19 protein-coding genes are annotated in these 20971 nt (G+C 41.7%); 4 read left to right on the forward strand and 15 right to left on the reverse strand.

What is annotated here, in order from left to right; translation table 11 throughout:
• Positions 1-7: 7 nt before the first annotated feature.
• The 6 genes from RB151_RS18945 to hutU all read right to left on the reverse strand — a co-directional run bounded on the left by RB151_RS18945 (position 8) and on the right by hutU (position 7650).
• The gene (locus RB151_RS18945) at positions 8-958 is read right to left on the reverse strand and encodes an electron transfer flavoprotein subunit alpha/FixB family protein (protein ID WP_048606123.1); all 951 of its coding nucleotides are present in this window, start codon (positions 956-958) and stop codon (positions 8-10) included.
• Between the two features lie 15 nt (positions 959-973).
• The gene (locus RB151_RS18950) at positions 974-1729 is read right to left on the reverse strand and encodes an electron transfer flavoprotein subunit beta/FixA family protein (RefSeq protein WP_042846303.1); all 756 of its coding nucleotides are present in this window, start codon (positions 1727-1729) and stop codon (positions 974-976) included.
• A gap of 161 nt (positions 1730-1890) precedes the next feature.
• A complete protein-coding gene (locus RB151_RS18955) occupies positions 1891-3330 on the reverse strand; it encodes a purine-cytosine permease family protein (RefSeq protein WP_042846304.1) in 1440 nt (479 codons plus the stop codon).
• 274 nt (positions 3331-3604) lie between these two features.
• Positions 3605-4744 (reverse strand): acyl-CoA dehydrogenase family protein, encoded by a 1140-nt coding sequence (locus tag RB151_RS18960; protein ID WP_042846305.1) that lies wholly within the window; start codon positions 4742-4744, stop codon positions 3605-3607.
• Positions 4741-5925, reverse strand: coding sequence for a CaiB/BaiF CoA transferase family protein (locus RB151_RS18965; RefSeq protein ID WP_071548623.1), 1185 nt, complete (start codon positions 5923-5925; stop codon positions 4741-4743). Before RB151_RS18965 ends, RB151_RS18960 begins: the two co-directional genes overlap by 4 nt.
• A gap of 57 nt (positions 5926-5982) precedes the next feature.
• Positions 5983-7650, reverse strand: coding sequence for a urocanate hydratase (gene hutU, locus RB151_RS18970; RefSeq protein WP_042846308.1), 1668 nt, complete (start codon positions 7648-7650; stop codon positions 5983-5985).
• A gap of 568 nt (positions 7651-8218) precedes the next feature.
• Here hutU and RB151_RS18975 point away from each other — a divergent pair.
• Positions 8219-9118 carry a hypothetical protein gene (locus RB151_RS18975; RefSeq protein WP_071548624.1) on the forward strand — a complete coding sequence of 300 codons (900 nt, stop codon included), beginning with the start codon at positions 8219-8221 and terminating at the stop codon, positions 9116-9118.
• A gap of 72 nt (positions 9119-9190) precedes the next feature.
• Here RB151_RS18975 and livF read toward each other — a convergent pair whose 3' ends face one another.
• From livF to RB151_RS19000, 5 genes are all read right to left on the reverse strand, one after another.
• Positions 9191-9892, reverse strand: coding sequence for a high-affinity branched-chain amino acid ABC transporter ATP-binding protein LivF (gene livF / locus RB151_RS18980; protein WP_042846311.1), 702 nt, complete (start codon positions 9890-9892; stop codon positions 9191-9193).
• Positions 9892-10671, reverse strand: coding sequence for a high-affinity branched-chain amino acid ABC transporter ATP-binding protein LivG (gene livG / locus RB151_RS18985; RefSeq protein ID WP_048606117.1), 780 nt, complete (start codon positions 10669-10671; stop codon positions 9892-9894). Before livG ends, livF begins: the two co-directional genes overlap by 1 nt.
• Complete coding sequence (locus RB151_RS18990) at positions 10668-11939, reverse strand: high-affinity branched-chain amino acid ABC transporter permease LivM (RefSeq protein WP_042846314.1); 1272 nt, start codon at positions 11937-11939, stop codon at positions 10668-10670. Before RB151_RS18990 ends, livG begins: the two co-directional genes overlap by 4 nt.
• The gene (gene livH / locus RB151_RS18995; RefSeq protein ID WP_042846319.1) at positions 11936-12862 is read right to left on the reverse strand and encodes a high-affinity branched-chain amino acid ABC transporter permease LivH; all 927 of its coding nucleotides are present in this window, start codon (positions 12860-12862) and stop codon (positions 11936-11938) included. Before livH ends, RB151_RS18990 begins: the two co-directional genes overlap by 4 nt.
• A gap of 102 nt (positions 12863-12964) precedes the next feature.
• Positions 12965-14074 carry a branched-chain amino acid ABC transporter substrate-binding protein gene (locus RB151_RS19000; protein WP_042846321.1) on the reverse strand — a complete coding sequence of 370 codons (1110 nt, stop codon included), beginning with the start codon at positions 14072-14074 and terminating at the stop codon, positions 12965-12967.
• Positions 14075-14453: 379 nt separating this feature from the next.
• Here RB151_RS19000 and panM point away from each other — a divergent pair, with 379 nt between their 5' ends.
• The gene (panM, locus tag RB151_RS19005) at positions 14454-14879 is read left to right on the forward strand and encodes an aspartate 1-decarboxylase autocleavage activator PanM (RefSeq protein WP_042846322.1); all 426 of its coding nucleotides are present in this window, start codon (positions 14454-14456) and stop codon (positions 14877-14879) included.
• Positions 14866-15252 carry a VOC family protein gene (locus tag RB151_RS19010; RefSeq protein WP_048606112.1) on the forward strand — a complete coding sequence of 129 codons (387 nt, stop codon included), beginning with the start codon at positions 14866-14868 and terminating at the stop codon, positions 15250-15252. Before panM ends, RB151_RS19010 begins: the two co-directional genes overlap by 14 nt.
• Before the next feature lie 131 nt (positions 15253-15383).
• Here the strand turns inward: RB151_RS19010 and rpoH are convergent, their stop codons facing one another.
• The 4 genes from rpoH to ftsY all read right to left on the reverse strand — a co-directional run bounded on the left by rpoH (position 15384) and on the right by ftsY (position 20110).
• Positions 15384-16259, reverse strand: a complete 876-nt coding sequence (gene rpoH / locus RB151_RS19015) for an RNA polymerase sigma factor RpoH (protein WP_042846326.1) — start codon at positions 16257-16259, stop codon at positions 15384-15386.
• A 256-nt stretch (positions 16260-16515) separates the two neighbouring features.
• Positions 16516-17493, reverse strand: coding sequence for a permease-like cell division protein FtsX (gene ftsX, locus RB151_RS19020; protein ID WP_042846328.1), 978 nt, complete (start codon positions 17491-17493; stop codon positions 16516-16518).
• The gene (gene ftsE / locus RB151_RS19025; RefSeq protein ID WP_042846331.1) at positions 17486-18151 is read right to left on the reverse strand and encodes a cell division ATP-binding protein FtsE; all 666 of its coding nucleotides are present in this window, start codon (positions 18149-18151) and stop codon (positions 17486-17488) included. Before ftsE ends, ftsX begins: the two co-directional genes overlap by 8 nt.
• Positions 18152-18157: 6 nt before the next feature.
• Entirely contained in the window at positions 18158-20110 is a 1953-nt protein-coding gene (gene ftsY / locus RB151_RS19030; RefSeq protein WP_071548625.1) for a signal recognition particle-docking protein FtsY, read from the reverse strand.
• A 276-nt stretch (positions 20111-20386) separates the two neighbouring features.
• Between ftsY and rsmD the strand changes: the two genes are divergently transcribed.
• Positions 20387-20968, forward strand: a complete 582-nt coding sequence (rsmD, locus tag RB151_RS19035) for a 16S rRNA (guanine(966)-N(2))-methyltransferase (protein WP_048606105.1) — start codon at positions 20387-20389, stop codon at positions 20966-20968.
• The last annotated feature ends 3 nt before the right edge of the window (positions 20969-20971 follow it).

Genomic DNA, 20971 nt, shown 5'->3' on the forward strand with positions numbered 1-20971 from the left:
CCCTCTCTTACGCCAATGCTTTATCAAATTCAGGTAAGATCTCAAATAGATCGCCAACAATGCCATAATCCGCCACTTGGAAAATAGGCGCGTCAGGATCGCTATTAATGGCGACGATCACTTTACTTTCTTTCATACCTGCAACATGTTGAATTGCGCCAGAAATTCCAACTGCGATATACAAATCGGGCGCCACAATTTTCCCTGTTTGCCCAACCTGATAATCGTTAGGAACATAACCGGCATCGACTGCCGCGCGCGAAGCCCCTACAGCGGCACCCAGTTTGTCAGCAATGGTTTCTAATAAAGCAAAATTCTCACCAGAACTTAAACCGCGACCACCAGAAATCACGACTTTAGCGGAACTCAATTCTGCACGGCTTACTTGTGTTAACGATTGGCTCTTTAATAGTGCTCGCTGGGGGAGTTGTGCAAGGGTAACATTTTCAATTTGAGCGCTATTTTGCGTTTCTTTTGCGCCAGAAAATGCAGAGCTTCGCACGGTGATCACGACTTGTTGACCATTATTCTGCACTGTTGCCAATGCATTCCCCGCATAAATAGGACGAATGAATGTTTGTGAGTCAATGACTTGAGTAATATCTGAAATTTGAGCAACACCTAGTGTTGCGGCGACACGCGGAGCAATATTTTTCCCAAATGTTGTCGCAGGAAACAACAAATGTGTATAGCCTTTAGCAACCGCAACAATCGCACTGGTGATTGGCTCAGCTAATTGCCCTTCAAGCTCATCAGATTGAATTTCTAGAACTTTATTAACACCTTTGATGCTCGCAGCTAATTGAGCAACTGAAGCTGTCTGGCTCCCAGCAACGAATAAGTGTAGTTCACCACCAGCAGCAAGAATTTCATGAGCAGCGGTAATATTATGATAAGTTGATGATTTTATTGTTTGATTATCATGTTCGACAATCACTAACACTGATGTTTGGCTCATATTCATTTCCCTCTGTTAAATCACTTCTTTCGCTTGCAGTTCACTGACTAATGCGGTTGCACTACTTAGTAATGTACATTGTCCAACACGCTTTTTCGGCTCACTGACCTTGAGCGTTTTAACTTGCCCCAATGGTGAAAAATTCATATCAGCAATATCAATGATATCTAGAGGTTTTTTCTTTGCTTTCATAATATTAGGTAAAGTTGCATAGCGAGGTTCATTTAACCGTAAGTCTGTTGTCACGACTGCTGGCAATGGCATTTCTAACGTTTCTAACCCCCCATCAATTTCCCGTGTCACTTGCAGTGTTCCACCGTCGATTTTAATTTGTGAAGCAAATGTCGCTTGTGGGTAATCTAATAATGCCGATAACATTTGACCTGTTTGGTTACAGTCATCATCAATTGCCTGTTTACCTAACAAAATCAGGTCAGCTTGTTCTTTATCGACAATTTGTTGTAGTAAGCGAGCAATATCCAACGGCTCTAACGCTAACTCAGCGGGTCGCTGAATTAAAATGGCGCGGTCGGCACCAATTGCCATCGCACTACGCAGCGTTTCTTGGTAACTAATATCCCCCACAGAAACAGCGATCACTTCAGTCGCTTTGCCGGATTCTTTTAAACGTACTGCTTCTTCTACAGCAATTTCATCAAATGGGTTAATTGCCATTTTGACATTAGCCAATTCCACCCCAGAGCCATCAGCTTTAACTCTCACTTTAACGTTATGGTCAATCACTCGCTTCACTGCGACTAAAATTTTCATCGTAACTCCTATCCAATTCTTCAACGATTGGCTTATATAAAGAGGATTCAAAATCGTTTTTAGGTTGAGAGAAGCCCTAGCAGTGAAAAATTCACTACTATTGGCTTGCTCAATTATCTTTTAAATAAATCTGTTAATAATTAAATAAGGGGTATTTCACATTATTTTGTTGTAGGTAATATCAATTTATCAGCAACAGACATTGGCCATTTTTTTATCGCGATATAATAAATAATACTGGTTGCAACTAAACCGACAATCCATGAAATATCAACACCACCCAGTTTTTCAACTAAAGGACCGGTATAGAAACCTGTTGAAATAAAAGGTAATTGGATCAATACCCCAACAACATAGGTCACGATCCCTACTTTATTCCAGCGACCATAACGGCCATCAGGGTTTGCAAGTTCAGGTACATCGTAGCGACCTTTTGTCACCCAATAATAATCCACTAGGTTTATCGCACTCCAAGGAGTGAAAAATGCCAGTAAAAATAATAAGAAAGAAGAGAACAGTTTTAGAAAAGAATGTTGCCCTGCCAACCCTAAAGCTGTCGAAAAACTCACCATCAGAATAATGAAAAATAACCGCTGCCCACGAGAAATTTGGCTTTTACCACGGAAGCCACACCAAATCGCAGCCATCGACATAAAACTACCGTAAGCATTTAGAGCCGTTATTGTGACCTTACCAAAGAAAATACTGATATATAACAACGCCGCAATTAACCCTGTACTACCTAAGCCCACAATATAAGCAACTTCATTACCCGCAAATTTATTCCCCGCAAGGGCCGCCGCAAATACACCTAAAATCATAGAGGCTTGCGTACCAATAACAGTCCCTGCACCTACTGCCATAAATGCTTTAATTGTTGGCGTTTTTGTCGGTAAATAACGCGAGTAGTCCGCAACATAAGGGCCAAATGCAATTTGCCAAGATGCTGATAATGACATGGCTAATAAAAAGTGCGTCCAATCAAAATGACGATTTTCCAGTAATACCGAAACATCATTCATATAAAACAGACGGAAAAATAGATAAAAGAACGTAATCACTCCAATCACGCTCGCTGCTTTTCCGAGAATATGAATAATTCGGTAGCCACAAATGGTGATCCCAATAATCACGGCACCAAATATTAAAATCCCCATCCAGTCACTTACATGCATAAGCTGACCAACCGCTTGCCCCGCTAATACCGTGCCACTGGCAGAGAACCCAACATACATCATGCATACTAATAAAATAGGGATAACGGCACCGTATACCCCAAACTGCACACGGCTAGAAATCATTTGTGGTAACCCCAACTTTGGCCCTTGCACTGCATGTAAAGCCATTACTGAACCACCTAGCAATTGGCCAATAAATAAGCCGATTAATGACCAGAACACGTCCCCACCAAGTACTACAGCTAATGCACCGGTTACAATTGCTGTTATCTGCAAATTAGAACCGAACCAAAGTGTAAATTGACTCGATAAGGTGCCATGGCGTTCAGACTCAGGAATGTAATCGATGGAACGAGCTTCGATTAGTGGTACATTCTCCTGCCGACTTTTTTGCCCTGTCGCGATGTCGTTTGATACTGTCATGGTAACTCCTCTTTAAGCAAGGCTGGCCTAAAGAATGAACCAATTAATCGTAATGAACCCGCAATAACTACAATCGTAAGGTACAGTTATTAACCATTACGCTGGATGATGTTTTATCTATTATTCACCCACAGTAACTAATTGAAATACATTCTTAAACCTGATTGTTGTTGTGTTTTAATTCCATGATCCTGTTGTCAGGTAGTGCTCCTATGCTGCCTTATGAACGAGTAGCCGCCTGTCCCGCCTACTCGCTCATTATTTTTAAAATAAATTAAATCGCATCTAAAACCGCACGAGAAATAATGATCTTTTGGATCTCCGAAGTACCTTCAAAAATCCGTAAAATTCGTGCATCACGTACATAACGTTCTAATGGAAGGTCACGAATATAACCATACCCACCATGAAGCTGTAATGCAGCATCAGTCACGAAACCAGCACATTCAGCAGCAAATAATTTTGCTGTGGCTGACTGCAAGCTAAAGCGCTCTCCTGAATCACGTAACTCAGCGGCGCGCCATGTCAACATACGTGCAGCTTCAAGTTGCGTGTGCATATCGGCGATACGCCATTGTGTCCCTTGGTATGCAGCTAATGGTTTTTTACCAATTTGACGTTCTTTGACCCAACCTAAAGCACTTTCCATCGCTGCCCGAGCAATACCGAGCGAGGTTGCTGCCACTTCGACACGGCCTTTATCTAGTACTTCCATTGCCGTATGGAACCCTTTATTTTCCTCACCTAATAAGGCAGATTCAGGTAGCCAACAATTTAAAGCTAATTCATAAATCGTACTGCCACGTAGCCCCATGGTTTTCTCTGGCTGTGAAAAGGCTACGCCTTCTGTGCCTTTTGGGATCATAAAAGCGCTGATCCCGCGGGCTCCTGCCTCAACATCTGTTTTGGCATACAACACGATAAAATCGGCTTCTTTAGCATTGGTAATATAGTGTTTGTTACCTCGGATACGCCAGCCGCTGTTTTCACGTGTAGCGACTGTTCGCATATCGGCTGGGTTAGAGCCAGCAGCTGGTTCTGTTAAACCGAATGCTCCTAACATTTCACCTGTTGCCGCTTTCGGTAGCCAATATGCTTTTTGTTCTTCCGTTCCCCCCACTAAAATTGAATCTGTTGCTAGGAAATGGGCTGTTAATGCAGATGAGGTAGATGCACAAGCTGCCGCCACAGCCTCAACAACCCTACTCATCGCAATACTACCAATACCAAAACCACCATACTGTTCAGGTAAATTAATCCCCCAGCACCCCATTTCTCCCAACGCTTGTAGACTTTCAGCACAGAACGTTTCGGTTTCATCATAACGTTGTGCATTAGGTTGCAAAATGTCGTGACATACTTTTTCTACTGCATCAACAATTGCCTGTTCAGTTTCATTAATTTCAAAGCTCATAACATTGTCTCCGCATTTTTAGTTGTTGTTTTCGCTGGCTTATAAATAGCATTTGCCTCACCTAATACAGGGGCTCGTAATGTTGAATGTGGCTTATTACCATTGAAAAAAACGGGCTGAGAAATCAACGGGGTACCACCATCATTTAAATAAGTGAGTACTTGACGTACTTGTGCATGCTCGCTCTGTGTTGCTTGCTGTAAATCATGGATTGGTGAAGCCGGTACCCCTGCGTTTAACAATAAATCACACACTTCTTCAACGGTTTTTTGGCAAGTCCAGCTTTCGATCTCTTTTCTTAAATCCGCTTGGTGTTGCGTTCTAGTGGGGTCATCAAAATAACGGGGGTCTTGACAAAGCTCAGTTTTCCCCATGCACTCGCAGAAACGTTGAAATAGTTTTTCACTGGCAATCGCTATTACCACTAAACCATCTTTTGCATGGTAAGTATCAAATGGCGTAGAAACAGGATGGCGATTCCCAACTAAATTTGGTGCTTTATTATGAGCAAATAAGTTTGAAAGCCCGGTTAATTGCATACTCAGTAACACATCAACCATAGCAACATCAATGTATTGTGCCGCCTCATTGTGTCGTTCTCGGGCAAATAACGCGCTGCTGATCGCCCATGAAGCAAACATACCAGCACAGACATCTCCGATAGATTCGCCACTACGCGTTGGCCCCGTTTCAGGGAACCCTGTGACACTCATTAAACCTGACATCGCTTGTGCCACAATGTCATACGCGGGGTAACTTGCTAATGGGCTGTTTTGACCAAACCCTGAAATACTGGCATAGATTAATTTAGGGTTATGATTTTTTAAGCTATCAAAATCAATACCGAGCCTTTTAGTGACACCGGGGCGGAAGTTTTCAACAACAACATCGCTTTCTTTAACTAATCGAAAAAGAATAGCGCGGTCTTCATCCGCTTTAAGATCCAGCTCAATGCTACGTTTCCCACGATTAATTAAGCCGTAATAAACGCTTTCACCATCAATAAAAGGCCCTAAATGGCGGCTATCATCACCATGATTAGGCACTTCAATTTTAATGACTTCAGCACCAAGATCAGCCATCATACCGGTGCAATAAGGACCCGCTAATACACGGCTTAAATCGATCACTTTGATCCCTGCCAGTGGCCCTTGTTTTTTCTGAATTGATGCAGCATTCATACTGAATTCCTTATTATTCCAGAATGTTGCCGGCTCAACAGTCGCCGGCAAACAACATTACTTAACCATTGGCAAATTAAGCCCTTGCTGTTTGGCGCAGTTAATTGCAATGTCATAACCTGCATCCGCATGGCGCATAACCCCCGTTGCTGGGTCATTATGTAAGACACGAGCTAAACGCTTATCGGCAGCATCTGTTCCATCACAGACAATGACTACGCCTGAATGCTGAGAAAAGCCCATACCCACACCACCACCATGGTGTAAGCTAACCCATGTAGCGCCTCCCGCAGTATTTAATAATGCGTTCAATAGCGGCCAGTCAGAAACGGCATCAGAACCATCTTTCATTGATTCTGTTTCACGGTGCGGGCTTGCCACTGAACCTGAATCTAAATGATCACGCCCAATCACAATAGGTCCTTTTAATTCGCCACTTTTCACCATTTCATTAAAAGCTCGGCCTAACCTTTCTCTATCTTTTAACCCTACCCAACAGATGCGTGCTGGTAGGCCTTGAAAAGCAATGCGCTCACGGGCCATGTCTAGCCAATTATGTAAGTGCTTGTCGTCAGGCAATAACTCTTTGACTTTTTGATCGGTTTTATAAATATCTTCGGGGTCTCCCGATAAAGCGACCCAACGGAATGGACCGATCCCTTCACAAAATAATGGTCGAATATAAGCAGGAACAAACCCAGGAAAATCAAAGGCATTACTGATACCTTCATCCTTAGCCATTTGTCGAATATTGTTACCATAGTCAAAAGCAGCAGAGCCACGTTTTTGCATTGTCAACATGGCATCCACTTGAACCGCCATACTTTTCTTAGCAGCTTTCGTGACCTCAGTTGGAGCGGTTTCTTGTTTTTCTCGCCATTGATTTAATGACCAGCCTTGAGGTAAATAGCCATGAACAGGGTCATGAGCACTCGTTTGGTCAGTCACAGAATCAGGGGTTATATTGCGCTTGACTAACTCACTGTAAATATCTGCGGCGTTACCTAATAGCCCCACAGATACCGGCTTACCTGTCGCTTTTGCTTCTTCAATGTATTGCAATGCTTCATCGAGTGAAGTGGCTTTTTTATCCACATAACGGGTTCTTAAACGGAAGTCGATACGGCTTTCATCACATTCAACCGCAATCATGCTAAAACCGGCCATCGTCGCGGCTAAAGGTTGCGCTCCTCCCATTCCACCGAGACCTCCCGTTAAAATCCAACGACCCGCAGCATTGCCATCAAAATGTTGTTTTGCAAGTGAAACAAAAGTCTCATAGGTACCTTGAACTATCCCCTGAGAACCAATATAGATCCATGAACCCGCGGTCATCTGCCCATACATCATCAAACCTTTGCGATCTAACTCATTAAAGTGCTCCCAATTCGCCCAATGTGGAACAATATTTGAGTTGGCAATTAGTACACGTGGAGCATCTGGATGAGTAGGAAATACTCCGACAGGTTTACCTGACTGAACTAACAAGGTTTGGTCGTCTTCCAATGTTTTTAATACTTCTAAAATTTTGTCATAACATTCCCAATCACGGGCTGCACGACCGATACCACCATAAACCACTAAGCTTTGAGGGTGCTCAGCAACATCGGGGTCTAAATTATTTTGGATCATCCGGTACGCGGCTTCAGTCAGCCAGCTTTTACAGGCTTTTTCACTGCCTCGTGGAGCGCGGATCACTCGAGTTAAGTCTGTACGGTTTTGCATGGTTGTATCCCCTATCATCCATTTTCAATTAACTTTAAATTAACAATTTTCTACGGTGATAATCTACGAGATACCTTGTTAGCGACAATTCACCTTTATTTTCAGGTCAGTTAACTGATTTAAAATCAATACATTAAATCAATATCAACGTGCTCGAGACTATCTATTCATTGAAATCATTTATCTTGCATTCAAATATATATACATTTAATTCACAAAGTATATACATTTAAATTTGAATTTTTATACGAACAGTGGAAAAAGGGGAGTCAGAAAAGTTATACAACAACAAGTAGCTCTCTGTTTCTATGGAAAAAGTTGTATATACATTTAATTTTATACATAGAAACAAGCAAATAGCTGAAATGGGAGATACTTCACATTCCGTAAAAATAGAAAAATGAACAGATAACACGGCTAGAACTCACTCTAATGAAATAAGCTCTTCACAAAACAGGTCACTTATAAAAGATAAATACCAAATTAATAGTTATCTATTTTTGCAATACATTAAATTTAGGGTGAGATAATCTACCCTAAATTTAAATATATTACTAAGTGACCCTTTATGACTAAAATTACTAAGAATATTGTCTATTCCCTCGAAAATACTCACTGTATAAAAAATAACAGCTCGAATAAAAAATCACTCCCAAGTTCTATTCACAGAATTAAAATAGCGTTAGGATCAATTTTAGAATCATTCAGGTTATCAATAATAAATAAAAGAAAACAGACATTAAATAATAAAAGTAAAATAATTTCCCTTAAGCAATACTTTCAGAATCTTAGTAAATATAAAAAAGAAATTATTCATGATAAAAATTCAACTTCAATTATATTAAAAACTAAAATAGAAAGATTTACTCCAAATAGTGATGATAAAACGACATCTACCGCTCTGGGTCACATTCTTGAATCTGATGGATTTACTTTTGATAGGGAACTATCTGATAAATTCAACAAAGATTTCAATAGAATGAATGTTTATTTACACACCCCATATCGCCAAGAAAACACAGTAAATATTAAAGATGCAAGAGTTCTTACTGCAAAATTCGGTTCAAAAAACGCACAAATAATATCACAAATCACTCATCAAGGCTTTCTCGCCGACCCACTCATTCGTTTACATAAAATAAACAAAGATGATAATTATATTATAGGGAATAACGCTATAGATACAATCCAAAATGATGAATCAATTGATGATATGAGAACTAGTTTTACGATTAAAGAAACAGAAAATGGCGATTGTATCATTACGGCTAATAAAAATTTTAGATATATAAATATAGCTACTAGTTTTGGTCGTGAATTGCCAAACTTATTAATCTCAGTCGAAAGAAAAACCTATTTAACTAAACGTGACGACGGCACACTTGAATTAATGAATAATAATAATGGTGTTTTAAAACATATTAATGATAATAAAGATAAGCTTAAAATTACTATTATAAAAAAATAATACAGAAAGCATTGGTATTAAATACTTCGAGCTATTGCACTCCCACAGCCCGAAGTATTTAATATATTCTCACTAACCGCCTAAATAAGCATTTCTGACAGCCTCATTGGCTAACAAGGCTTTTCCACTGTCTTCCAAGACAATACGCCCATTTTCCAGTACATACCCGCGATCAGCGAGTTTCAAAGCTTGATTAGCATTTTGCTCAACAAGGAAAATGGTCATGCCTTCTTCCCGTAGCTGTTGAATCGTATCAAAAATTTGCATAATAATAATCGGAGCCAACCCTAGTGACGGCTCATCGAGTAACAACAATTCAGGCTGACTCATTAAAGCACGCCCTATGGCAAGCATCTGTTGTTCCCCACCTGACATCGTCCCCGAGCGTTGGTTTCGACGTTCATAGAGCCTTGGAAATAGCGTATATACTCGTTCAATACGTTCTTGATACTCTTGGCGATTAGCGAAAAATCCCCCCATAGCGAGGTTTTCTTCTACCGTCATACGAGAAAATACACGCCGCCCTTCTGGCACTAATGCAATATCTTCACGCATAATTTTCGATGTAGGTAATTGAGTAATATCCACACCTCGGTAGATAACTTGGCCTTCAGATGCTCGAGGGTCGCCACACAAGGTGCTTAATAAGGTTGTTTTCCCTGCACCATTAGCACCAATTAGGGTCACAATTTCACCCTTTTGAATATTTAAGCTGATCCCATGCAGTGCTTGTATCTTCCCATAGTGAGTAGAAACTTTTTTAAACTCTAACATCAGTAAGCTTCCCCCAAATAGGCCTTAATCACATCTGGATGTTGGCGAATTTCATTTGGTGTACCATTGGCTAATGGCGTACCTTGATTCACAACATAAATACGGTCTGAAATCCCCATCACTAATTTCATATCATGTTCAATTAATAAGATAGAAACATTATGATGGCTGCGTAATTCAGCAATTAATTCATCTAAGTCGTTAGTTTCTTTAGGGTTAAGTCCTGCTGCGGGTTCGTCTAACATTAAAATTTCAGGGCGAGTCACCATACAGCGTGCGATCTCTAAACGTCGTTGTTGCCCATACGCTAAATTACCTGCTTGCCGATTAGCAAACGGTAATAGGTCAACTCGCTCCAACCATTTTACCGCATTATCAAGAGCTTCTGACTCTGCACGGCGAAAACCTGGAGTCTTTAAAAGACCAGAAAAAATACCACTTTTCAAATGTTGATGTTGCGCAACAAGTAGGTTCTCAATGACAGTCATTTCTTTGAACAACCGCACGTGTTGAAAAGTTCGGATAACCCCTAAACGCGCGATAGCTTGCCCTGATAGGCCTTCAAGGTGTTTATCATGGTATAAGATAGTGCCACTAGTCGGCTTATAAAAGCCAGTTAAGCAGTTAAAAATGGTTGTTTTCCCTGCGCCGTTAGGCCCAATTAAGGACACTATTTCACCCTGATTAATCCCTAGTTCGACATCATTAACCGCAAGTAAGCCACCAAAACGCATGGTTAAGCCACTGACCTGTAATAAAGGGGAAGTTAATTGACTCATGCGCCCTCCCCTTCAGGTACTTTTTTAACCTGCATTTGTCGACGTTTCATTGGTAATAAGCCTTGTGGCCGCCAAATCATCATCAATACCATCAATGCCCCCAATAACAACATGCTGTATTGGTTAAGGTCACGCATCATTTCCCTTGATACAACTAAGATAATAGCGGCTAAAATCACCGATGTTTGCGAGCCCATTCCCCCAAGTACAACAATAGCCAGTACAAATGCAGACTCAACAAAGGTAAATGACTCTGGGCTAATAAACCCTTGTCTTGCGGCAAATAATGTCCCCGCAAACCCCGCAAAAGCGGCACTAATAGTAAAAGCGGTTAATTTAATTCGCGTTGGACTCAAGCCTAGTGAGCGACATGCAATTTCATCTTCACGCAACGCTTCCCACGCACGGCCTAACGGCATTCGAAGCAGCCGATTAATGATAAACAGCGTCAATACAACTAGCAGTAGCGCGACAAAATAGAGAAAAATAATCCGATCACCAGGGCTATAATCTAACCCAAAAAAGTTATGGAATGTGTCCCATCCCTCTTTTGCTGTACGGCTAAACTCAAGACCAAACAATGTAGGTTTAGGTAACTGGCTAATCCCATTCGGCCCACCTGTGATCTCAGTATTATTGAGTAATAAAATACGCACAATTTCCCCAAAACCGAGCGTCACAATCGCAAGATAGTCACCTCTTAATCTCAGAACAGGGAAGCCTAGTAAAAAACCGGCTAATGCCGCGGTTAACCCTGCAATCGGTAAACTTTCCCAGAAACCAAAACCATAGTAATGATTTAATAACCCGAAAGTATAAGCGCCGATCGCATAGAAGCCTGCATAACCTAAAACCAGTAAACCAGAAAGGCCAACAACAACGTTTAACCCCAACCCTAACATCACATAAATTAGTGTTAAAGTCGCAATATCAACACTTCCACGTGAAACTAGAAATGGCCAAATAATTGCAGCAATAATGATTATGACCGCTAAGATTTTCTGTTTTGTTGTGGAACCATCAAAATCAGGAATAGACCAAGCTTTCTTAGGAACGCCTTTCCATACTTTACTTAACGTTGGGCGGACAAGCTGGTACACAAAAATGACGACAATCCCTGCAAGAATCCAATTCCAACGAACAGAATCCCCCATTGTGACAACCAGTTTTGTTCCATCAAGTGTAAGTTGCATCCCCATCATAAATAACGCCAGCACAAAAAAAGTGGCTGAGGCTACAATGGCGTTAATCCAATTTTCTTTTCTCATACTTTTTCGACCTCCGGGCGTCCCAGAATGCCGGTAGGCATGATTAATAACACACCGATTAATAAACCAAATGACACGACATCTTTGTATTCAGTGCTCAAATATGCAGAAGTCATCGCTTCAGCCACACCAAGAATTAAACCACCTAGCATGGCGCCAGGAATACTGCCTATTCCACCTAATACTGCTGCCGTAAAGGCTTTCATCCCAGCCATAAAGCCAATATATGGGTTAATAACACCATAAAATTGCCCTAACAAAACACCGGCTACTGCGGCCATTGCAGCGCCAATAACAAAAGTTAACGAAATGACTCGGTCGGTATTAATGCCAAGTAAACTCGCCATTTTTAAGTCTTCAGCACAAGCGCGACAGGCTCTTCCCATCTTTGAATAACGAATAAATACGGTTAACGCCAGCATCGCTAGCAGTGTTACCACCCATATTGTTAACTGCATTTTCGTAACTGTTGCTGCAAAACCATCACTTTCACCGAGCACCCATTGCCCTGTAATTAGGCTTGGTAACGCTAAGTCCCGTGAACCTTGTGACAAACTGACATAGTTTTGTAGAAAAATAGACATCCCGATCGCCGAGATCAATGCAATTAAACGTTTAGAATGACGTACAGGCCGATAAGCAACACGCTCAATACTCCAACCATAAGCACTGGAAACAACGATCGCGGCAACAAATGCCGCAGCGACTAAGATCCAGCCAACGTCAATCCCAAGCATCATTAAGCCTGCGATCACAATAAAAGAAACATAGCTGCCTATCATATACACTTCGCCATGGGCAAAGTTAATCATACCAATGATGCCGTACACCATGGTATAACCTATAGCGATGAGTGCGTAGGTGCTGCCAAGAGTCAATCCATTAAGGAATTGCTGAATAAAATAAAGAATTTGATCTGACATAAGACTATCCTTTCGAACTGCTTGTCCTATATAGAGAACAGAAGCCGGAAGAAAGTGACTCTCTTCCGGTTCTTATTCACTACTTTGGAACACGACTCGCGACTATTTTACAGAGGTGGAAGTCCCATCTTTGTGCCATTCAAATACACCAAACTCGAAACCTTTCAAGTCCCCGTTTGGCTGCCAGCTTAGCGTTCCCATTACAGTTTCAACTGGATTTGCTTTCAAATCTTTGACTAAATCTTCAGGCTCAACACTACCTGTACGCTCCATTGCCGTAGTTAAACCTTGGATAGCAGCATAAGTTGTCCACACAAATGGCCCTGTTGGATCTTCTTTTTTCGCTTTAATTGCATCAACAATAGGTTGGTTAGTGGCAACTTGGTCATAGCGCTTTGGTAATGTGACTAGCATCCCTTCCGAAGCATCACCAGCGATATTCGATAATGACGAGTTACCAACACCTTCAGGCCCCATAAAACGGATGTTTAGACCAGATTGCTTCGCTTGGCGTAAAATTTGCCCCATTTCTGGGTAATAACCACCGAAGTAAACAAAATCTACGTTTTCTTTTTTCAGCTTCGCCACTAATGCTGAAAAATCTTTGTCACCAGCGGTAACCCCTTCAAACATCACTTCTTTTACACCAGCTTTATTGAGGTTTTCACGAACAGAGCGCGCTAAACCTTCACCATACTGCTGTTTATCGTGTACCACAGCGATACGAGTTGGCTTAACCTCATCTAAAATATATTTAACTGCGGTAGGCCCTTGGTCAGAGTCTAAACCCGTCGTACGCAATACCATTTGGTAACCACGGGTAGTGAGGTCGGCGTTCGTTGCCGCAGGGGTGATCATAATCACGCCTTCATCTTCATAGATATCCGATGCAGGCTGAGTAGAAGAAGAGCACAGATGACCAATAACATGGCGAATACCATCATTGATTACTTTATTGGCAACTGCAACTGCTTGCTTCGGGTCACAAGCATCATCGTATTCAACTGCAACTAGTGTATTACCATTAATGCCACCTTTTGCATTAATATCTGCAATAGCTTGACGCGCTCCTGTAAATTCCATATCACCATATTGAGCCACTGGCCCTGACATTGCGCCAACAACCGCAATTTTAATTTCCTTTGCCCATCCCGCAGAGCTGAATGCCATCGCGATACAGCCCGCTAATAATGCTTTATTCATATTCTTCATTTTATCGTCCCCGTCTTCATGGTTCTGAGTGTTTGTATTTGATTTGTAGTAGATTATTATGGTTGACAGGTACAATGCCTGATATTTCAAAATACAGCGAATAAGGCTATATATTTCATAACATTAAACAAGATAATTATGCTAAATAGCAAATGGATATGGTAGGTAATTACATTAGATGCAGAATAAAAAACTAATGTGTTTAAGTGGTTTTTATGTAAATACCAGTGTTATATTCTAGTTAAATTTAAATTAATCCGAGCTAAACTCGGAAAATTAAGTCGTACCAAATTTTTCTCTCTAAAACCCAAAAACCAGTTGTAGATCACTCTGGCAGGATCAGTGACTGCAACCCTTACAGGGAAACGGACAAAACATCATGAGACTCACTATTATCCCTTTGGTCATTCCTACTGAACAGCAATACCTAGACTTACATAAAATCTGGCCTGACCAGAGCCAACATGAACTTACTGAAATACTTAAAACTGGGGAACAGTTTTATGCTGCTCGCTTTAATGAAAGGTTACTTGCAGCCGCTAAAGTGAGCGTTGACCATCATCATGCCATTATTCGTGATTTTTGTGTTCGTGAGGCGACTCGTCGCAGAGGTGTTGGCTTATATTTAATGCAAGAAATTTTCCGAGCTCATCCTGATGTAGAACACTGGCAGTTCAATTTCAGTCATGTTTTGCCACAAGAAAAACAACACATGCAATTATTTTTAACCGCCTGCGGGTTTAATGCGACAATACAACCAGACGTATGGGAAAAACAGATAGGCTACCTACATGAAGTTAAATAAAATCCATCATGTTGCGATCATCGCCTCAAATTTTGAAGTCAGTAAAGATTTTTACTGCCGTATTTTAGGTTTAAACTTACTAGCACAATACTACCGTGCTGAAAGCCATTCATGGAAAGCAGACTTAGCTTTTGGGGAACATTATCAAATTGAATTATTCAGTTTTATTGATCCACCAGCAAGGTTGAGCTACCCCGAAGCAGCAGGGCTTCGCCACCTTGCTTTTAGTGTTGATAACTTAGATAAATGGGTCGCTTATTTAGCAAAACAAGGGGTGACTTGTGAAGAAATACGGATTGACCCTTACACTCAAAAAAGATTCACGTTTTTTGCTGACCCTGATGGCCTTCCATTAGAGTTGTATAGCGACTAAGAGTAGGTTGTTTGCCTATTTATAAGGCCAGAAATAAAAACAGAATATAAGATGTGATTATCTGCATTTATACTCCATTTTATTGAAGACAAATGCAGATAATTATTTACCGCAGTTTATTTAACAACAAATTACATCTCGTCGTCATCTTCTTCCATGGCTAAACGCAGTTTTTTCATGGCATTTTTTTCTAACTGACGAACACGCTCAGCTGATACACCGTACTTATCAGCCAGTTCTTGCAACGTCGTTTTGTTGTCATCATCAAGCCAGCGTGCCCGAATAATGTCTTGGCTGCGCTCATCTAAGGAATCTAATGCATCAGATAGCCGATCAGTCGCGTGACTTTCCCAGTTATCATCTTCAATGGAACCTGCAAAATCCGATGATTTATCCTGCAAAAATAAGACTGGCGCAATTGGACCGCCGAAATCACCGCTATCGTCGTCATCTGACATATCAAATGCCATATCCTGTGCGGCCATGCGAGATTCCATTTCGCGGACATCTTTCGTGCTTACTCCAAGTTCTTCAGCAACCATATCCACTTCTTCTTGATTAAACCAACCAAGACGCTTTTTATTTTTTCTTAGATTAAAGAATAGCTTACGCTGAGATTTAGTTGTTGCAACTTTTACGATACGCCAATTGCGTAACACATATTCATGAATTTCTGCTTTGATCCAGTGAACCGCAAAGGAAACTAAGCGAACACCAACCTCAGGATTAAAACGACGCACCGCTTTCATCAAGCCGATATTTCCTTCCTGAATTAAATCCGCTTGCGGCAAACCATACCCCGCATAACTACGAGCAACATGAATAACAAAGCGCAAATGCGACAAAATAAGTTGCTTGGCAGCATCCAGATCACCGTGGTAATGCAGCCGTTCAGCAAGTTCCTTTTCTTCCTCAGCGGTAAGCATCGGGTAAGCATTAGCCGCCCTAACATAGGCTTCAATACTTCCTTGTGGAACAAGAGCTAAGGATTGCATATCTTTGGTCATTCAGATCCTCTATAAACAAAATGGAAAACAGATTGGTTTGATGTCGATAACCGTATTGGTTAATCATGAAGTAAACATAGAGTTTAGCAGTTTAACGGCATTAAATAAATTATATACAGGAATTGTTAACAGTAGGTCAATATAAGACAAAACAATCCAGACTAAGTTCACTTTTAAAATAAAGACCTAATAAAATCAAGGGCTAATAAGCATTCATTACCCATAGCCCTCGATAAAAGCCACTAAAAACAATCTATTACTCTGGTGTAAAATGACGTAAATGTTGAAGTGTCGCCAACCATGCTGCAACCCAACCTACCATTGCAGATAATAAGAGGATCAATAATGACTCTTCCCACAATAGCCCTTCAATATTAAATTGAGTCCCAAACACACTTGCGACTTGCGCAACACCAGCCGATAACTGCCAAACCAGTAAGAAGGTCATAATTAAGGAGATTATGGCGCCTAAAGCCCCTAAAAAAAGCCCCCCATTTAAAAATGGCCTCATGATAAAACCATCAGTTGCGCCGATCAACTTCATCACATTGATCGTATCTCGTCGAGCAAAAATATTTAGCCGCACACTGTTACCAATTACAAGGAACAATGACACAATCATTAAAATACCAATCACGGAAGCAATGCTCCCCACCAAATTGGTTAATGATGCTAAACGCGCAAACCAGCTATCATCCATGCGAACTTCTTCAATACCATTCACTTGACTGACCCGGTCTCGAAGTGTGGTCAGTACCGTTGACCCTTCAAAGTCAATTTTTGGCGTTATGATCGCCACCGCAGGCAATGGGTTTTCTTCAAGCATATCAAGTGCGGTACTAAAACCAGACCAGCTACGAAATTCGCTCATTGCTTGGTCCCTTGAAAGGTAATTAACGTTTTCCACACCTTCAAGAGCCTGTAATTGAGTCACCACATTTTGACCACCTTGTTCATCAAGAGATTTATCCAGATAAACTGTGAGTTGTGGTGTTGGATACCACTGTGCTGCTGCTTGTGAGACGTTTTTCCACACAATATAACAAAGGCTTGGTAAAGCGAGTGAAATCGCTATCACCATCACCGTTAAAAAGGTGGCTAAAGGTTGCCTAAGCATATCGGCAAGTGCATTAAGCCACGAATAACGCCATTGCTCACGCCACCCGCCCTTTAGTGCTTTACTTTTCGATTGCATGGTGCGTTCTGGCCTGCCTTTACGGACATTCTTAGCCATGTTGACCTCCAAGCATGCGGCCTTCACTAAGTGTAAGAACACGATAGTTACGACGTTCAATCAATGCAATATCGTGTGTTGCCATTAATACCGTCACGCCAACGCGGTTAAACTCTTCAAATAAACGCATAATACCTTCCGATAGCTCGCCATCAAGGTTACCGGTTGGTTCATCCGCGAGTAACATCGTTGGCTTATTCACCACGGCTCGTGCAATACCCACTCGCTGCTGTTCCCCACCAGATAATTGGATAGGGAAATTTTTCGCTTTATCCAATAACCCAACTTTATCCAATGCAGCAGAAACGCGCCTACGAATATCTTCTGTACTCGCCCCAGAGATAATCAATGGCATCGCTACGTTATCATAAACAGTTCGATCAAATAGCAGGTGGTGATCCTGAAAAATCATGCCGATCTGCCTGCGCAGAAATGGGATCTCCCGATTCTTCAAGCGGCTAATATCGTGACCATTAAACAAAATGTGGCCCGCACTTGGGCGCTCAATGCCACATATTAGTTTAAGTAACGTACTTTTACCTGCGCCTGAGTGGCCTGTTAAAAATGCCATTTCCCCTGGTTGAATATGAAAATCAACCCCTTGGAGAGCTTGGCGGCCACCGCGATAAGCTTTACTAACGTGTTCAAAGCGGATCATCGAAAATTATTCCTCTCGGGCAAATAGAGCCTCGATAAAGTCATCTGCTTTAAATGGACGTAAATCTTCAATACCTTCACCAATACCAATGTAACGAATTGGAATACCAAATTGGTCTGCAATAGAGAAAATTACCCCACCTTTTGCTGTGCCATCGAGCTTAGTCAATGTGATACCAGTCAAACCAACAGCTTCATCAAAAAGTTTGGCCTGACTTACCGCGTTTTGTCCAGTACTCGCATCTAGCGTTAACATAATTTCATGCGGTGCGTTTTCATCCAATTTTTTCATCACGCGAACAATTTTCTTCAGTTCTTCCATTAAGTGTGATTTATTTTGTAAACGCCCTGCAGTATCAGCAATTAAGACATCAGCACCTTTAGCTTGCGCTGATTGAATTGCATCAAAAATAACTGAGGCGGGGTCTGCACCGGTGTGTTGAGCAACCACAGGGATTTTATTACGTTCACCCCACACTTGGAGTTGTTCAACCGCTGCGGCACGGAAAGTATCCCCCGCAGCTAACATGACGCTTTTCCCTTCCGACTGGTATTGACGTGCTAATTTACCAATCGTGGTTGTTTTACCCACTCCATTAACCCCAACCATTAGAATAACATAGGGTTTTTTATCTTCGATCACGAGTGGTTTATCCACTTTCGCTAAAATATCAGACATTTCCTCACGCAATTTGCCATATAAAGCCTCAGCATCTTTCAGGTCTTTACGGCTAGCATGCGCGGTGAGGTTATTAATAATTTTACGAGTGGTATCTACACCAACATCTGCAATTAATAATTGTTCTTCAAGTTCATCAAATAGGTCATCATCAATTTTCTTACCAGAAAATAACCCCAAAAAGCCTGAACCTAAATTTTGACGGGTCTTCAATAACCCTTTCTTTAGCCTAGCAAAGAAACCCTCTTTTTTGGGTTTTTCTTGTTCTGTTGGCGAATTATTTTTTTCTTCTTCTAAACGTAAGCGCTCGGCTTCGGCTTCTTGGCGTTCACGTTCTGCTTGCTCTTCCGCTAACCGTGCCGCTTCGGCTTCTTGGCGTTCACGCTCTGCTTGTTCTTCCGCTAACCGTGCCGCTTCGGCTTCTTGACGTTCACGCTCTGCTTGTTCTTCTGCTAACCGTGCTGCTTCGGCTTCTTGACGTTCACGCTCTGCTTGCTCTTCCGCTAACCGTGCTGCTTCGGCTTCTTGGCGTTCACGCTCTGCTTGCTCTTCTGCTAACCGTGCTGCTTCGGCTTCTTGGCGTTCACGCTCTGCTTGCTCTTCCGCTAACCGTGCCGCTTCGGCTTCTTTGCGTTCACGCTCTGCTTGCTCTTCCGCTAACCGTGCTGCTTCGGCTTCTTGGCGTTCACGCTCTGCTTGTTCTTCCGCTAACCGTGCCGCTTCGGCTTCTTGGCGTTCACGTTCTGCTTGTTCTTCCGCTGCTTTAATCGTCGCTAAATCAGCTTGACGCTGTTGTTCTAAAGCCTCTTCTGCAGCCTGAATAGCGGCTAATTCTGCTTGGCGCTGGCGCTCCATTTCGACTTCAGCCACACGCATTGCCTCAGCTTCCAAACGCTCACGCTCCGCCTGCTCTGCTATGAGCCGTGCTTCTTCTGCCTCTTGGCGTTCAAGTTCTGCTTGTTCTTGGGCTGCCTGAATCGCCGCTATTTGTGCTTCACGCTCTTTTTCTGCTTGCTCAGTTGCTGTTTCAATTGCAGCTTGCTGTTCCTCATACTGACGCTGAGCTTCATCTTCAGCCGCTTTAATGGCAGCCTGCTCGGCTTGATGTTGTCGTTCTGCTTCTGCGGTTGCGATATCTATTGCAACTTCTTGCTCTTGCGGCTGTTTTTCAGCTTCGTCAGCCGTATTTGTTTGTTGATGGTCTGTTTTCTGAGTATCTTCTTCATTTTTACGACCAAACCCCAACCATGAAAAGAACCCTTTTTTCTTGTCTTTAGCCATTTGCCACTACACTCCTCGCGGTAAAAATATGGCACTCGATAATTAAATCGCGATAAAATTACATCCAGTCTACCATTTCATCGCTCAGCAACACATATCTGAAAGAAAAATCCTGAAAATTTAATCTAAATTTGGGTGTTAAAACTGTGAGAATAAAACGCTATAATTGAAATCCAACCAATAAGGAATAACAACACTGCAACTTATCGTCTGACAGGTATACAATAGTAACAATCAATTTTAAGTACATAAACCAGCTAAGTAGCAATAAATATTATGGCAAAAAAACCACAATCAGCCCCTTTAGGGCAAATTCGAATTATTGGTGGAAAATGGCGAGGCAGAAAACTACCTGTTCGCGATAGTGAAGGCTTACGCCCAACAACAGATAGAATAAAAGAAACCTTATTTAACTGGTTAATGCCTGTTATTCGTGATGCTCGCTGCTTAGATTGCTTTGCAGGAAGCGGGGCTTTAGGCTTTGAGGCTCTTTCTCGCTTTGCCCAGACTGTAACCTTTATTGAGCTTGATAAACAAAACGCACAGCTATTAGCCGAAAATAAAACCCGCTTGCAAGCCGATAATGCCTCTGTTGTCAATAATAATACCCTTAATATACTAAACCAATCAGGGGCCCCTTTTGATGTGGTTTTTATTGACCCACCATTTCGAAAAGGGTTACTTAATGAAACCATTCAATTATTAGAAAAAAACCAATGGTTAGCAGAGGAAAGCTGGGTATACATTGAGTCAGAAGCGGAGTCACCACTTACTGACATTCCAGCGAATTGGCAACTTCACCGCGAAAAAATAGCTGGGCAAGTTGCTTATCGTCTTTTCATCCGAACTTTACTTTAGGGA

The organism is Providencia rettgeri (assembly GCF_001874625.1).
GTDB classification, from domain to species: Bacteria; Pseudomonadota; Gammaproteobacteria; order Enterobacterales; family Enterobacteriaceae; genus Providencia; species Providencia huashanensis.

What these genes read in the sequence shown, in the direction of transcription:
- RB151_RS18960 (WP_042846305.1), bottom strand. Translation starts at nt 4,744, where the DNA reads ATGAGCTTTGAAATTAATGAAACTGAACAGGCAATTGTTGATGCAGTA.
- RB151_RS18950 (WP_042846303.1), bottom strand. Translation starts at nt 1,729, where the DNA reads ATGAAAATTTTAGTCGCAGTGAAGCGAGTGATTGACCATAACGTTAAA.
- livF (WP_042846311.1), bottom strand. Translation starts at nt 9,892, where the DNA reads ATGTTAGAGTTTAAAAAAGTTTCTACTCACTATGGGAAGATACAAGCA.
- livG (WP_048606117.1), bottom strand. Translation starts at nt 10,671, where the DNA reads ATGAGTCAATTAACTTCCCCTTTATTACAGGTCAGTGGCTTAACCATG.
- RB151_RS18955 (WP_042846304.1), bottom strand. Translation starts at nt 3,330, where the DNA reads ATGACAGTATCAAACGACATCGCGACAGGGCAAAAAAGTCGGCAGGAG.
- RB151_RS18990 (WP_042846314.1), bottom strand. Translation starts at nt 11,939, where the DNA reads ATGAGAAAAGAAAATTGGATTAACGCCATTGTAGCCTCAGCCACTTTT.
- RB151_RS19010 (WP_048606112.1), top strand. Translation starts at nt 14,866, where the DNA reads ATGAAGTTAAATAAAATCCATCATGTTGCGATCATCGCCTCAAATTTT.
- RB151_RS18965 (WP_071548623.1), bottom strand. Translation starts at nt 5,925, where the DNA reads ATGAATGCTGCATCAATTCAGAAAAAACAAGGGCCACTGGCAGGGATC.
- panM (WP_042846322.1), top strand. Translation starts at nt 14,454, where the DNA reads ATGAGACTCACTATTATCCCTTTGGTCATTCCTACTGAACAGCAATAC.
- livH (WP_042846319.1), bottom strand. Translation starts at nt 12,862, where the DNA reads ATGTCAGATCAAATTCTTTATTTTATTCAGCAATTCCTTAATGGATTG.
- rpoH (WP_042846326.1), bottom strand. Translation starts at nt 16,259, where the DNA reads ATGACCAAAGATATGCAATCCTTAGCTCTTGTTCCACAAGGAAGTATT.
- RB151_RS18975 (WP_071548624.1), top strand. Translation starts at nt 8,219, where the DNA reads ATGACTAAAATTACTAAGAATATTGTCTATTCCCTCGAAAATACTCAC.
- RB151_RS18945 (WP_048606123.1), bottom strand. Translation starts at nt 958, where the DNA reads ATGAGCCAAACATCAGTGTTAGTGATTGTCGAACATGATAATCAAACA.
- hutU (WP_042846308.1), bottom strand. Translation starts at nt 7,650, where the DNA reads ATGCAAAACCGTACAGACTTAACTCGAGTGATCCGCGCTCCACGAGGC.
- ftsX (WP_042846328.1), bottom strand. Translation starts at nt 17,493, where the DNA reads ATGGCTAAGAATGTCCGTAAAGGCAGGCCAGAACGCACCATGCAATCG.
- ftsE (WP_042846331.1), bottom strand. Translation starts at nt 18,151, where the DNA reads ATGATCCGCTTTGAACACGTTAGTAAAGCTTATCGCGGTGGCCGCCAA.
- rsmD (WP_048606105.1), top strand. Translation starts at nt 20,387, where the DNA reads ATGGCAAAAAAACCACAATCAGCCCCTTTAGGGCAAATTCGAATTATT.
- RB151_RS19000 (WP_042846321.1), bottom strand. Translation starts at nt 14,074, where the DNA reads ATGAAGAATATGAATAAAGCATTATTAGCGGGCTGTATCGCGATGGCA.
- ftsY (WP_071548625.1), bottom strand. Translation starts at nt 20,110, where the DNA reads ATGGCTAAAGACAAGAAAAAAGGGTTCTTTTCATGGTTGGGGTTTGGT.